This is a genomic window from Streptomyces sp. NBC_00322, assembly GCF_036147535.1.
In the GTDB taxonomy this organism is placed as follows: Bacteria; Actinomycetota; Actinomycetes; order Streptomycetales; family Streptomycetaceae; genus Streptomyces.
In genome coordinates this window covers 1,975,509-1,988,634 of record NZ_CP108019.1, presented here as the reverse complement: position 1 = coordinate 1,988,634, position 13,126 = coordinate 1,975,509, and the positions used below count along the sequence as shown (strand labels likewise).

Genomic DNA, 13,126 nt, shown 5'->3' with positions numbered 1-13,126 from the left:
GCGGTGCGTAACGCGGTCGAAGCGGTGGTCGAGCGATCGTCGCCTGCGGGGGATGGGTTGGGCGCCTGGGATCTGCGGCGGCCGGGTCAGCTTCGACGGATCGGCGTCGCGTACCTGCGGCTTTGGAAGCTGGACGAACTCGCTGAGAGCGTCGAACTCCTGATCAGCGAGCTGGTCACGAACGCGTTCCGCCACGGCACGGGCGCTGAAGTCACCCTGCGGATGATCCATGGCGCGTCGAAGTTACGGCTTGAGGTCTGTGACGGATCGCCCGATCAACCGTACGAACGTGCAGCGGGCCCGGAGGAGGAGAGCGGCCGCGGCATGCTCATCGTCGCCTCTGTCGCCGCGAGCTGGGGCGTCAGTCCCGACGGAATCACGACGTGGTGCACCCTCACAATTCACACATCCACGCGGAGGAGCCGATGACCGTCCCCTTGACCGAGGCTCCAGTGTTCGCGGTTACGAGCGTCAGACGGTACTCGGAGGACGTCGGAGTCTAGACCCGGGTGTTAGCCAGGCTCAGGGAGTGCGCCCTTCAGGACTCGGCGGAAATCCCTACGCTGGACGCCGTGTTCGGCGACCTCGAATCCGTGCTTGGTCAACATGTCAAACTGACGGAGGACGAGGTCAAGGAGCTCACTCCCTGTTAACCCCCGACACGATCGAGTGCGCTCGCGAACTTGTGGTGGAGCGGTTCCCCAGGACTTCTTACCCGCCCGCGCACACCTCCGGCGACTGGCCATGGCTGTTGAAGACCTGTTCGACCAGTTGCTGGAGGACATACGGTGACCGCTCGCGTTCCTCGTCGTAGCCAGCATGAGCTTCCGCCGATGACGATCGCCGTACTGCCCGCGCGCGAGGCGTACGACTACGAATACTTCCGGCACCGGCTCGCAGACGTCTAGGTCCTCGAACAGAGCGTCGCCATCCGCATCTTCCGGATGCCTCTCATGGCTGTCCCTGTCGGCGGCTCACGCCGTAGCGGCTACTTCTCCACCACCAGCCTGTCCGTCGGTCTGGCGGTACGCGGCCTGCTGCAAGGTCGGCCCGGCTTCACGTCGCCGCGCTTGCGCTGGTCGCCCTGCCGGGATGCCTACCACATCGTCCAGTGAGATGAGACACCGCCCAGGTGCTGGGACGACGTCGCCCTAGGCCGCTTCTACGGCTACAGCGACACCGCCATCGCCGCATTCTGCGCCGCGCTACTGCCGCCCCTCCCCGCGGCCACATGACCCCCTCTTCGGCCTTCCGGAGCCGTTCCCCCGCAGCTTTTTAGAGCGCCGAAGAGGGCCCAACTCCACATTGAACGAGCACATCCGAAAGGAAGAGCGCACATGTGTGGGCGTCATCCCCCTGTCCTGCAGCTGAGGCGCCGGATCGCGAAGCCGCCACGGTTGTCCGGGGCTTCCATGTCCTTCTGTGCGGCGCCGCCCGCCCCGCTACCGGCGTCCTCCGGCCGGACCCATCGGCACAGGCTCAACCGTGGAGGCGACCGCCAAGCCGACCGGGCCCTGCACACCATCATGCTGATCCGCAGAGCGGCTCCGGCCACGAGGCGGAGGGCAAGACGTCCCGCGACGTGCAGTTCTCACGGAGAACCCGTGATCACCGGTGCCGTCCGGCGCGACATCCTTGTTCTCGTGGGCACACCGCACGCCACTCGCCTGCCGTCCAATTCCCCCCGACGGTGGGCGAGTGGCTGGTGATCACGCCCTCTGCCTCGAGAACAGCGGCTGCGAGGCTGTCCCGTTGCCGGAGCGGCCGGGGAAGACGTGCTCGCCGCCGCGGTCGTCGCGTACGTCGTCGCGGCGCCACTCCGCCACTACGACCTGCACGAACACCAGACCACGACTGCCCCCTTCGAACCACCTCTTGGAGAACCCCGGACCATGTCAGCCACTCCTCGTCCCATAGCGCTCGTCTCCGCCGTGGCCACGGCCGCCGCACTCGGCGCCGCCGCCCTCGCCTTCCCGGCCTTCGCGGCGGAGAAAGCCCCGGCCTCGGCGCCGGGCGCGCGGGCGCTGGAGTTGAAGGACGGCACGCTGGACTGGGGCTTCAAGGAGTCCTTCCGCAAGTACATCGCCTCGCCGTTCGCGCACGGCACGATCACCATGGGCGACGGGGCGCGGCAGGCCCCGGGCAACGGGGTGTTCACCTTCGTCGACGGCACGGGTACGTACGACACCGGCACCCACGCCACCGCCAACTCGTTCAAGGGCAGCGTGCACTTCACGGCACACGAGGGTGTGCTCGACATCAGGTTCTCGGACCTGAGGCTCTCCACCAAGGGCTCGGCCGCGCCGACCGGCGAGATCACCGCGGACGTCGTCACGAAGAAGCGGAACGGCACCTTCGAGTCGAAGAACGACGTCGCGATCGCCGCGCTCGACATGCGCGGAGTACGGCCGGGGCAGGGGACCGGCGGCGCGATGGTGTTCAAGGACATCCCCGCGAAGCTGACGAAGGGCGCGGCCGAGGCGTTCGCGGGCTACTACAAGGAGGGTGACCCGCTCGACCCGGCGACGCTCACCGTCACGGCGAAGACGCCCGGCCCGCGGCCCACCCCGACGAAGTCCGCCCCCACGAAGCCGGCCCCGACCGAGCCCGCTTCGACAAAGCCCACCGCCAAGCCGACCTCGGGCACCTCCTCCCCGGCCGCCCCTGCACCGGGCAAGGTGCTGAACGGCAGACTGACCTGGGGCGTCAAGGAGTCCTGGCGGCGGTACGTGGACGACACGTGCGGCGGCAACGTCACCCCGGCCGGCGGCGCCACCGGCAACGGCTCGGTCTACGACTTCCGGCTCGGCACGGCCGAGCTGGACCCGGCGGCTCGCAGGGCCGACGCCCGCTTCGCGGGCAGCGTCCGGTTCGTGTGCGCGGCGCACGGCATCAACTGGACCATCGGCGACCTCTGGATCAAGACCTCCGGCAGCACCGGCACCCTCGTCGCGGACGTCACCACCGCAAAGGGCACCAGGAACGACGTGACGTTCGCAAAACTCGACCTGTCCAAGGCGGACTTCACCGCCAAGAACGGTGTCGTCACCCTGAAGGACGTCCCGGCCGCCCTCACCAAGGACGGCGCCGCGCAGTTCGCCGGCCCGAACGGCGAGGCGTTCTACCAGCCCGGCACCGCCGTCGACCCGGTGACGGTCGCCTTCACCCTCGACCCGGACGCCGCACTGCCCGGCACCGCAGGCGGTACGTCCGGCGAAACCTCAGGCGGTTCCGATACGAGCGGCGCGGGAACGAACGCTGTCGGCACGGTCGGCGGGACCGGCGCGCTGGCCACTACCGGATCCATGGTCCCCGCCGACCAACTGCTCGCTGCCTCGGGCGCCGTCGCCGTGGCCGGGGCGGGCGTCGTCCTCGCCGTGCGCCGTCGTACGACCGCCCGTGCCTGACACCCTCGTGTGACGATCGCCGCTCCCGGCCGCCCTCGGCCGCGGGCGGCGATCAACGGTCTGGGGTACTTCATGCCCGGGTGAACGAACTCGACGTGCTCCAGGTCTTCTGCGCCAGCGACGGCGGGTCCGGCAACACGCTCGGTGTCGTACGCGACCCGCGCCGCTGGCCGGACGAGGCGTCCCGGCTTCCCGCTCCCGGAGCTGGGCAGCGACCCGAGCCTGCTCCGGCCACGAGGCCGAGGGCAAGACGCGCGACGCGCAATTCTCACGGAGACTCCGTGATCACCGGTGCCGTCCGGCGCGACATCCTTCTTCTCGTGGAGACACCGCGCGCCACTCGCCCGCCGTCCAATTCCCCCGACGGTTGGCGAGTGGCTGGTGATCACGCCCGCTGTCTCGAGAACAGCGGCTGCGAAGCGTCCCGGTGCGCCGCCATCGTCGAGGATATAATCATGTGTTCCGGAATTTCACGCCGAGTACTCGCCGTCGTCGCGCTCGCCGCTCTCGTGGCCGCTCCCCTGGCCTGCGACTCTCTGGTGCAACTGGACGCAGGGGGCAAGGCGAAGCAGGAGACCCCTGACTTCAACGGTGACGGTTACGCCGACCTCGCGGTTCCCGGCCCGCTCAGTACAGTGGACGGCGTCCAACTGGCAGGCGCCGTCTCCGTGGTGTATGGCTCGCGGTCCGGACCCGACACGGAGCACTCCCAGGTGGTCACCCGCGCCACCGCGGGGACCCTCGGCCAACTCGCGGCCCGCGGAACCTGGTTCGGGGGTAGTCCGGTCGCGCGTGACTTCGACGGCGACGGCTTCACCGATCTGGCGGTGACGGTGAGCACCGACGCCGATGACCTTAACGGGACGGTCGTGCTGTGGGGGTCGTCCCCGGGGCTCTCCGGCGGTACGACGCTGCCGGGCGGCTGGGGGCTGCACGGCGGCGACTTCGACGGGGACGGCCGGGCCGACCTGCTCCTCGACAACTACTACGGGAGCGGCCGGGGGGACGGCGACGGGCCGACCGTCCTGTTCGGCCCTCTCTCCCGCGACGGGAAGGCGCGCCGGAAGGACTCTCTCGGCACGAGCTGGGGCGACAACATCGTCCCGCGCGCGATCATCGTGGGCGACCTGACGGGCGATGGCCGGGACGACCTCGTCACGAGCCAGGGTTTCGAGGAGATGCAGGAGCGAGGCCGCTTCTTCGAGGGCGATGAAGACGGCCTGAAGGGGCATGCCAGCGACGACCTCAACTCGTACAGCGCGGACGGGATGATCGCCGACTTCGACGGTGATGGGTACGGCGATCTCGTCGTCCGCGACGTCGGTCTGGTCTCGGAGGACAGCCAGGACCGGCCGGGCGAACTACGTGTCTTCCGCGGCTCCGACTCCGGCCCCGGCTCCCGCGCGCAACGGATCACCCTGAAGACGTTGGGCCTGCCCGGTATCGACGAGCAGAGCGGGGGCGATGGGTTCGGCGACGTCCTCGCGGCAGCGGACGTCAACGGCGACGGCTACGCGGACCTCGCGGTGGGCCTCCCCGGCGAGGACACCGGCCAGGTCTCGGACACGGGCGCGGTCGTCCTGCTCCTTGGCGGCAAGAAGGGCCTCACCGACTCCGGCGCGCAGGTCATCACCCAGGACACTCCTGGCGTCCCGGGCAGGGGCGAGCGGGGCGACCATTTCGGTGCGGCGCTGCGGACGGGGGACTTGAACCACGACGGCCACCCCGACCTGGCCGTGGGTGCTCCCGGCGAGCACGGCAAGGTACAGCAGTCAGGCGCCGTCTGGATTCTGAACGGTACGGCGAAGGGCCTCTCGACCACGAACGTCGCCTCGTTCGGCCCGGCCGCGCTGGGTGCCCCCGAGGAGGGCTACGACGGGACCGAATTCGATGCGAAGGGTACGGACTTCGGCGGGAGCTTCACGGCCGGCGAGGGCGGCTGCGTGGCCGTCGCCCCTTCACCGGGCGGCACCCGCGTCAAGGACACCGAGAGGAACAACGACACGGCCCCCGTCCGGGCAGGGGAGAACGGCAGCCTCTCCTGCGCTCTACCCAACGATGACGGCATGAGCCGCTGGGCCGTCGCCGCCGGAATCGCGGCCGCTGTCGGCTCATTGCTGCTTGTTGTCAGGTATCGGCGCAGGAAGGCGCCCTATTCAGGTCCAGTGAAAACGCCCTGGTGGGCGTGCCTTGAACGTGAGCCGCGACCCCCTGTCGGGCAATGACAAGTGGCCTCGTCCGTGACCGTCTGGTTCGCCTCGCCAGAAGCACTCCGGTTCGGGAGCCGTGACAGGTCCTAGTGGTGCAGGCTGCGCGGTCCTCGGATGCGTTGCCGTTCTCGCGGCGGGCTCTTGGTCACGGCAGATCAGGCGTCCGAACCACCGTGCGCCCCCGCCGCGCCGGCGGTGGTGGTTGCGGTGGTGACCCTGGCGATGGCCTGGTCCATCAGGGCCACCAGGACGTCACGGCATGAGGCGCGGTCGCGAGCGTCGAACAGGCGCAGGTGGGTCGTGGGCTGGAGGGATAGAGCGGCGCGGATCTGGTCGGCGTTGTAGGGCTGGTGGCCGTGAAAGCAGTTGACGGCGACGATGAAGGGGATGGCGCGGCTTTCGAAGAAGTCGATTGCGGCGAAGCTGGTTTCCAGCCGTCGCGTATCGACGAGGACGACACCGCCGAGGGCTCCCATGGCCAGGTCGTTCCACATGAACCAGAAGCGTTGCTGTCCGGGAGTGCCGAACAGGTAGAGCACCAGATCGGGTCTGAGTGTGATGCGCCCGAAGTCCAGGGCGACCGTGGTGGATGTCTTGGGCTCGATGCCGGTGAGGTCGTCTGTGCCCGAACTCGACGAGGTGAGCATCTCCTCGGTGCGCAACGGATTGATCTCGCTGACGGAAGCAACCGTGGTGGTCTTCCCGACGCCGAAGCCCCCTGATATGAGGATCTTCACGAGGTCGGGGGTGGTGTCAGAGCCTGGCAAGACCGTCCCTCACTCTCTGCAGTAGCGCGATGTCGGGGCTGGTAGTCGGGTCGGGGGCGGCGTGGACGGGCGGCTGCGCGGTGATCCTGCCCGCCTCCAGCAGGTCGGAAAGCATCACGGTGAGGACGGAGACGGGGAGGTCGACACGAGCGGCGATCTCGACGACTGCCGTTGGGCTGTGGCAGACGCGCAGGATGCGCAGGTGTTCCGGCTGCAGAGCGACGTTCGGCGGGGCCGTCGGCTCGTCCACCGCCCTCACCAGGGTGATCAGAGCGAAGACATCGCGGCTGGGCCGGGCCCGGCCCGCAGTGACGGCGAAGAGCCGTACGAGGCGGCCGGTTCGGCTCACCGCGTCGGCCTCTCCGGTGCGGGGGAGCGGTGCGCTGTGCATCGCCGCAGTGTCGGATGGACGACCCAGGCGCGGGAGCGGCACCTCATGCGGTGGGTGCCTCGCCGGATGAGCCGGTGGCGGCTTCAGGGTGACGAGTCGGCGCGCCGAGGTGGTTGCCCATCCGCGTGACGAGCAGATTCATTTCGAACGCGACCACGCCGACGTCGGCTCTGGACGTGCACAGGACGGTCAGGTGGGCGCCGCGACCGGCCGAGGTGAGGATGAGGTAGCCCTGCCGCATCTCGATCAGTGTCTGGACGACCGCTTCGCCGTCGAAGTTGGTGCAGACGCTGCGCCCCAGGCTCATCAGACCCGACACCGTGGCGGCCAGACGTTCGGCATCCGGCCGGGCCAGGGACGTGGACTTGCTGATGACCATGCCGTCCTGGGAGACGACGAGGGCGTGGCGGACGTCGGCGACTTGGTCGGCGAGGTGGGTCAGCAGCAGGTCCAGCGGGGTGTGGTCGATGGGTGCCGAGTGCTTGGCCATATGGTGCCTTCTCCGGGCGGTGAATGTGGTTCTGGCTGCGGGTGGCAGTGGCCTTGAGCGGCGGTCACGTCCCGCTGGTGCCGGGGCTGGAGTGTCTGGCATCTGCGGTACCGCGTTGGAAAGCGGAAAGGGTGTGTGCGGCCTGTTCCGGTGAGCTGGGCTGCCCGGCCGGCTCCGGCGGGTGAGGATGTGCTGTGGGGACGAGGCCCACCTCCTGAGCAAGGCTGGCCTGAGGAATGCGTTCAGGCAAAGGTGGGGGTTCTCCCGGCGCATTGCCGTTGCTGGCGGACCCCGCGGCGGCGTCCGAGGTAACTGCGGCCGGTCCCGCGGCGTCGCGCTGCCCATTGAAAGGGCTGATCTGCCCTGTAGGACGGAGGTGGTCGGCAGGAACTGCGCCGGCCGTCGGTGCTTCGGGCCGGTTGCTGTGCTCCATGCCGTGGACCAACTCCGTGTCACGGACCAGCAGCACCTGGGGAATAAGTACCACCGCGGAGGTGCCGCCGTATGCGGACGGGCGCAAGGTGACCGTGATGCCGAGGCGGACGGAGAGATGGGTGATGACGAGCAGGCCGAGCCGGGCGTCGTCCCCGATGGAGAGCACGTCGCACGCCGGGGGTTGGGCCAGCCTGAGGTTGGCATCCGCGTAGTCCGTTTCGCTCATGCCTATACCGCGGTCCTCGATTTCGACGGCTACACCCTTGACGACTGTGTCCACCTTGACGGAGACAGGGCAGAACGGCGGCGAAAAGTTCGCGGCGTTCTCCATCAGCTCAGCCATCAGGTGTACGACGTCGCCAACAGCGGGGCCGATCAGACGGACACTGTCGTCAGCGCTCACGGTGATCCTCTGGTACTGCGAGACCTCGCCCACGGCGCTGCGAAGCACGTCGGACAGGAGCACGGGCTGCTTCCCTCGGCGTCCCGGCCAGGCCCCGCCGATGATCAGCAGGTTCTCCTCGTACCGGCGCAGCTGGCTGGTCTGGGAGTCGAGCCGGTAGAGGTCGGTGAGTATTTCCGGATCCTGGTGCTTGCGCTCGAGCTCGTCCAGGAGAGCAAGCTGGCCATTGACCAGGTTCTGGCTGCGGCGAGCGCTGAGCACAATGGCCTTCTGCAAGCCCCGGCGGGTGTCAGCGAGTTCCACAGCGCTTCGGATTCCGGTGCGCTGGACAGCATTGAACGCTTCGGCCACCTGGCCGACCTGGTCGGTGCCGTAGTCCAGATCGAGTGCTTCGGCTTCAACGTCGACTGTTCCACCGCGGTTCAGCCGGGCGACGATGGCCGGCAGCCGTTGCTTCGCGAGATCCAGCGTGGCGGCGCGGAGTCCGGCCATGCGGTTCAGCAAGGAGCGGGACACCCGCCACGAGAGCGTTGCAGAGACGATCACAGCTGCGAGCCCGGCAAGGGTTACCGCGACTTCGTGGCGCAGTGTCGTGGCGGCAGTGTGGTCCTGTGCCGAGAGCAGCTTTGCGGTGCGTGCCCGGATGAGGTCCTCCAGGTCCGCTTCCAGCCGATTGAGGTCGGACCGCCACTGTGCAGTAGCCGGGGACAGAATCTTGCCGCCTCGGGTATCCATACGGGCGGCGCCGACGGCATTCTCCACTGCAGCCATTCTCTTCCATGCGGCAGCGTTGGTTATCCGCGCCAACTCTCTCTGTTCCGCGGGTGACTGGATGCTTGCCAGGTAATTCAGCATCGACCTCTGCAGGCCCAGTGGCGTCATGAACGCCACTCGTTGATCCGAGCTCATGGTGCCGGAAGGCAGCGCTTGGGACATGAGAGTGTCTTCGAGGTGCAGGGCCTGTGAGGTGATGACGAGCATCGACAGCGGCTGAGCCTGCGACACCAGTGATCCCTGCGGTACCTGCCGGGCCTGGAACGCGGAGGTCACCTGCCTGTTGATGAGGTAGGTGAAAGGCTCCATAACCATTGACGTCGCTGCGGAACGCTGATCGATCTGCGTGCGGAGCTGCTGTAGCGGAAAGTCCCTCAGCGCAACGGCGAAGGGCATTTGGGCGGTTCGGACTATTTCCGGAGCCTGCTGGAGTTCTTGCTCCAGATCGCCGAGCTTCTTTATGGAGTTGTCGGTCATCTTCCGCTGTGATTCCAGATCCCCGGGCGACACACTCGGATCGGCCAGCCAGGTCACGCTCATACGCAACTCTGTCTCGAGATTCCAGCGCAGGGTGTCCAGCTTGGGGTCAAGAGAACGCCCCAACTCCGCCTGATTGCTCAGGTCGAGGCCCTCAGTGAGTGACCGGTACGCATTCGCCGCCCAGATGAGGATCAGCGCCGCGCTGGGAACCAAGGCGAGCATGAGCAGAGACGTCAGCAGAGACCTGCGTCGCCGCGAACGATGTTTCGGTCGTGCCATTCAGTGTCCTCGAGTCGGGCGAGAGAGGGGCAGCCGCCGAGGTTTGAAGGGGCGTTGCAGCGGACGCCTGCCGGACTGCGAGCACCGGCATGTCGACGAGCAAGGATTCCGAACCAGAGACACCTGGACATCACGGAATCGCCGTGACTTCAACAGCCAGCCGCCGTATGTCCCTTGGAACTCACCTGGCAGATTCTCGATCAACTGCCGGGGCCGGTTGCGCTGGCCGGTTGGTCCTACGGCGGCGCAAACTCCTCAACGGCGTCTGGGCCGTGGCTGTGTGGTACCGGCGACAGCCGGATGGTTCCCTCACCACCTCGGAAGTCATGTACGTCGGCTTCATTGGTGTCTCCGTGGGTGATCCTCGGTGCCGGTGACTTGCCTTGGTGGGGTCGCTGACGGGTCGTCCGGCCCGCCCGGCTTGCGGTTTGTTCATCGCGAGCAGGGCAGGAGCAGGCTCTGCCGACCGGCGACCACCAGCGGCGCTGCTCCGGCGCCCGAGGCGACGGCAAGGCGACACGGCGTACCAAGCGGGTGCGTAGCCGCGGAGCGCGTAGTGATTTGCGCACTTCCCCCCTGCCCGGTTCCCCGCTCAGCGGTGACGGTGGAGAAGTACGTGCCCTGGTGGAAACCGAACAGACCGACGAAGCGGCGGAACTCCTCGCCCTCCCCGACTGCAGCCGCCTTGAACCGGACTGGCACAGGACCCACCTCCGGGCACGCAAGCGTCGAGGCCGTGCACAGCGCTCTCGTTCGGATCTCCCGCCGGGCTTCCGTCGCCGCAGCCTCCTGACGGGCTCTGACCGATCGTGCGTCCCCGCTCGTTCCACGCCTTTCCCTTGATGAGAGTGAGATTTTCCATGCCTGCGAACAGGTCCCAGGATGAGTCGGGCGACCGGCCTGAGAACTCCCGCAGCGGATCGCGGAAGTGGAGAGCCATCTGGCTGAGTGCCGCTGCGGCCGGCCTCGTGATGGTCTGCCTGGGCATCACCAGCCTCTGGCCGGAACGCATTTCTCCGAGCGCGGCCCGGAACGCGGCGGTGTCCCAGGGCATGAACGCAATCGGCCCGGTCGACTGCCGCAACACACGCTGCATCGCCCTGACGTTCGACGCTGGCCCCGGCAAGGACACTCCCCGCCTGCTGAACCTGTTGAACAAAGAAGAGGTGCCCGCGACATTCTTCCTGCTCGGGAAGGAACACGTCGACCGCTACCCGGGCACCGTGCAGCGGATGGCAGCCGAAGGCCACGAGGTCGCCAACCACACGTGGTCGCACAGAATCCTCACCGAACTGGATGCGGACGGCATACGCAGGGAACTGTCCCGGGCCCAGAACGCCATCGAAAAGCTCACCGGACGCAAGCCCTCCCTGATGCGCCCCCCTCAAGGACGTACGAACGAGGAAGTCTCGCGCATCAGCCGGGAGCTAGGGCTCGCGCAGGTGCTGTGGAGCGCCACTGCGAAGGATTACTCCACGACTGACTCGGCCCTCATCACACGTCGGATTCTCGACGCCGCAGACCGCGACGGCATCATCCTGCTGCACGACATATACGACGGAACCGTGTCGGCCGTGCCCGGCATCATCATGGAGCTCAAGGCGCGCGGCTACACGTTTGTGACCGTGTCCCAGCTTCTCGCGCCGGCTGTCCCGGAACCGGGCAACGTGTACAAACCCTGAGATCGTCCCCGCCCCATCGAAGCCTGTGGCTGCCAGTCTCTGCCGGTGCCGGACTAGGTAGAGCAAGCACAGGCGGCACAGTCCGTCACGCCCCGGCCTCGGGCCAGCGTGGGAAGCGGTTCAGCCTTCGCCTCGACGGCGGACTCACCAATGGCCGGAAGACGGCGGGCGAGAACCAGTAGCTACCCGCTCGCCGCCCTCGGGAGGGGCGGCGAGCGTGAGCACCTTGGCGCGAATCAGCGAGTGGCCTTGGCCTGGACGACTAGCGTTCCCAGGTTCTCCGGGTCGGGTGCCTCTAGCCTCGCGCTTTCATGAAGCAGGCTGTCCGACGGGTGGTCAGGAAAACAGAAAGGGCCTCTGACCAGCGAGACTGAGGATTGTCTAGGTCCCTGTTCCCGCCCCGGTCGGAGGCACTTTCCAGGTGAGTAAGCGTATCGGGTCCTACCCGCGTGTCCGCATCGAGGGCGGCGGTCGGGCGGTGGTGTCCCAGGCCGGGGGCGTGATGCTGGTCGAGACCGTCCGTAAGACCGGGCTGGACCGGGCGACATCGGGGGCACTCGCGCCCTGGCGACGCCCTCGGGCAGTGCAAGATCCTTCTGGACCTGGCCCTGGCGGTCGCGCTGGGCGGGGACTGCCTGGCCGACGTGGGCATGCTGCGGGCCGAGCCGGCCGTGTTCGGGCCGGTGGCCTCCGACCCGACGGTCTCCCGACTGATCGACACCCTCGCCGCGGCCGGCCCGAAGGCCCTGACCGCGATCAGAGCAGCACGGGCCGAAGTGCGTGAACATGTCTGGAAGCTGGCCGGTCCATCGGCTCCGGACGCAGGCGGGCAGGTGATCGTGGACCTGGACGGGGTGCTGGTGCTTGCGCACTCCGACAAGCAGGACGCGGCGGCGACCTGGAAGAAGACCTACGGACACCATCCGCTGATGGGATTCGTCGACCACGGAAGCGGCGGCACCGGGGAACCGGTGGCCGCGCTGCTGCGGCGCGGGCACGCGGGCAGCAACACCGCAAGCGACCACGTCACCGCCACTCAACTCGCCCTGGCCCAACTCCCCAAGAGGTATCGGCGGGGCCGGTCCACCTTGATCCGCACCGACTCCGGTGGCGGCACCCACGAGTTCGTGGCCTGGCTCGCAACGCGGGGCCGGTGGCTTTCGTACTCGGTCGGGATGACCATCACCGAGCAGATTCACCAGGCCGTACTGAAGGTCCCCGCCTCCGCTTGGACCCCCGCCGTCGAACCGGGTGGTGAGATCCGCGATGGCGCCTGGGTCGCCGAGCTCGACGGCGACGTACTCAAGGGCTGGCCGAAAGGCATGCGGCTGATCGTGCGTAAGGAACGGCCCCACCCCGGGGCCCAGTTGCGCTTTACCGACGCCGACGGACTACGGCTGACCTGCTTCGCCACCAACACCGCCGACACCCCGATTGCCGCACTCGAACTGCGGCACCGTCAGCGAGCACGGGCCGAGGACCGCATCCGGGCCGCCCGCGCCACCGGCCTGCGCAACCTGCCCCTGCACGAAGCCGCGCAGAACCAGGTCTGGCTGGAGATCGTCCAGCTCGCCCTCGACCTGCTGGCCTGGCTGCCGACGCTCGCCCTGACCGGCAAGACCCGGCTCTGGGAGCCCCGCCGCCTGCGGCTGTTCTCCGCCGCTGCCCAGCTCGTCACCACCGGCCGACGCCGCATCCTCCGCCTCGCGAAGCACTGGCCTTGGACCAACGTGATCACGGATGCCCTCGACCGGCTCCATGTCTTGCCGAACCCCGGCTGACCAGCAGCTATCCCGTCCAGACGAGCC

10 protein-coding genes and 2 pseudogenes are annotated in these 13,126 nt (G+C 68.1%); 7 read left to right on the top strand and 5 right to left on the bottom strand.

Annotation, left to right across the window (positions count from 1 at the left end; all coding sequences use genetic code 11):
• Positions 1-3 precede the first annotated feature (3 nt).
• The 3 genes and pseudogenes from OG905_RS09030 to OG905_RS09025 form a co-directional block, all read left to right on the top strand.
• On the top strand, positions 4-429 hold the full coding sequence (locus tag OG905_RS09030; protein ID WP_328667214.1) for an ATP-binding protein: 426 nt from the start codon (positions 4-6) through the stop codon (positions 427-429).
• A gap of 240 nt (positions 430-669) precedes the next feature.
• Complete coding sequence (locus OG905_RS39100) at positions 670-792, top strand: hypothetical protein (protein WP_443043911.1); 123 nt, start codon at positions 670-672, stop codon at positions 790-792.
• 128 nt (positions 793-920) lie between these two features.
• Positions 921-1,115 (top strand): annotated as a pseudogene (locus tag OG905_RS09025) (DUF6302 family protein); the annotation flags it as partial.
• Between the two features lie 594 nt (positions 1,116-1,709).
• On the opposite strand, the gene OG905_RS09015 reads toward OG905_RS09025, so the two are convergent.
• Complete coding sequence (locus OG905_RS09015; protein WP_328667213.1) at positions 1,710-1,838, bottom strand: hypothetical protein; 129 nt, start codon at positions 1,836-1,838, stop codon at positions 1,710-1,712.
• Between the two features lie 54 nt (positions 1,839-1,892).
• Here OG905_RS09015 and OG905_RS09010 point away from each other — a divergent pair, with 54 nt between their 5' ends.
• The gene (locus OG905_RS09010) at positions 1,893-3,407 is read left to right on the top strand and encodes an HtaA domain-containing protein (protein WP_328667212.1); all 1,515 of its coding nucleotides are present in this window, start codon (positions 1,893-1,895) and stop codon (positions 3,405-3,407) included.
• Between the two features lie 455 nt (positions 3,408-3,862).
• Positions 3,863-5,632, top strand: a complete 1,770-nt coding sequence (locus tag OG905_RS09005) for an FG-GAP and VCBS repeat-containing protein (RefSeq protein WP_328667211.1) — start codon at positions 3,863-3,865, stop codon at positions 5,630-5,632.
• A 140-nt stretch (positions 5,633-5,772) separates the two neighbouring features.
• On the opposite strand, the gene OG905_RS09000 is transcribed toward OG905_RS09005, so the two are convergent.
• From OG905_RS09000 to OG905_RS08985, 4 genes are all read right to left on the bottom strand, one after another.
• A complete protein-coding gene (locus OG905_RS09000; RefSeq protein WP_328667210.1) occupies positions 5,773-6,384 on the bottom strand; it encodes a GTP-binding protein in 612 nt (203 codons plus the stop codon).
• On the bottom strand, positions 6,371-6,775 hold the full coding sequence (locus OG905_RS08995; RefSeq protein ID WP_328667209.1) for a DUF742 domain-containing protein: 405 nt from the start codon (positions 6,773-6,775) through the stop codon (positions 6,371-6,373). Before OG905_RS08995 ends, OG905_RS09000 begins: the two co-directional genes overlap by 14 nt.
• A 43-nt stretch (positions 6,776-6,818) precedes the next feature.
• A complete protein-coding gene (locus OG905_RS08990) occupies positions 6,819-7,265 on the bottom strand; it encodes a roadblock/LC7 domain-containing protein (protein WP_328667208.1) in 447 nt (148 codons plus the stop codon).
• 64 nt (positions 7,266-7,329) lie between these two features.
• Positions 7,330-9,579, bottom strand: coding sequence for a sensor histidine kinase (locus OG905_RS08985; RefSeq protein WP_328667207.1), 2,250 nt, complete (start codon positions 9,577-9,579; stop codon positions 7,330-7,332).
• A 1,028-nt stretch (positions 9,580-10,607) separates the two neighbouring features.
• On the opposite strand from OG905_RS08985, the gene OG905_RS08980 reads away from it, so the two are divergent.
• Positions 10,608-11,318, top strand: a complete 711-nt coding sequence (locus OG905_RS08980) for a polysaccharide deacetylase family protein (protein ID WP_328682131.1) — start codon at positions 10,608-10,610, stop codon at positions 11,316-11,318.
• A 421-nt stretch (positions 11,319-11,739) separates the two neighbouring features.
• Positions 11,740-13,099, top strand: a pseudogene (locus OG905_RS08975) (IS1380 family transposase).
• The last annotated feature ends 27 nt before the right edge of the window (positions 13,100-13,126 follow it).

What these genes read in the sequence shown, in the direction of transcription:
- OG905_RS08995 (WP_328667209.1), bottom strand. Translation starts at nt 6,775, where the DNA reads ATGCACAGCGCACCGCTCCCCCGCACCGGAGAGGCCGACGCGGTGAGC.
- OG905_RS09010 (WP_328667212.1), top strand. Translation starts at nt 1,893, where the DNA reads ATGTCAGCCACTCCTCGTCCCATAGCGCTCGTCTCCGCCGTGGCCACG.
- OG905_RS08985 (WP_328667207.1), bottom strand. Translation starts at nt 9,579, where the DNA reads ATGCTCGCCTTGGTTCCCAGCGCGGCGCTGATCCTCATCTGGGCGGCG.
- OG905_RS09005 (WP_328667211.1), top strand. Translation starts at nt 3,863, where the DNA reads ATGTGTTCCGGAATTTCACGCCGAGTACTCGCCGTCGTCGCGCTCGCC.
- OG905_RS08990 (WP_328667208.1), bottom strand. Translation starts at nt 7,265, where the DNA reads ATGGCCAAGCACTCGGCACCCATCGACCACACCCCGCTGGACCTGCTG.
- OG905_RS08980 (WP_328682131.1), top strand. Translation starts at nt 10,608, where the DNA reads ATGGTCTGCCTGGGCATCACCAGCCTCTGGCCGGAACGCATTTCTCCG.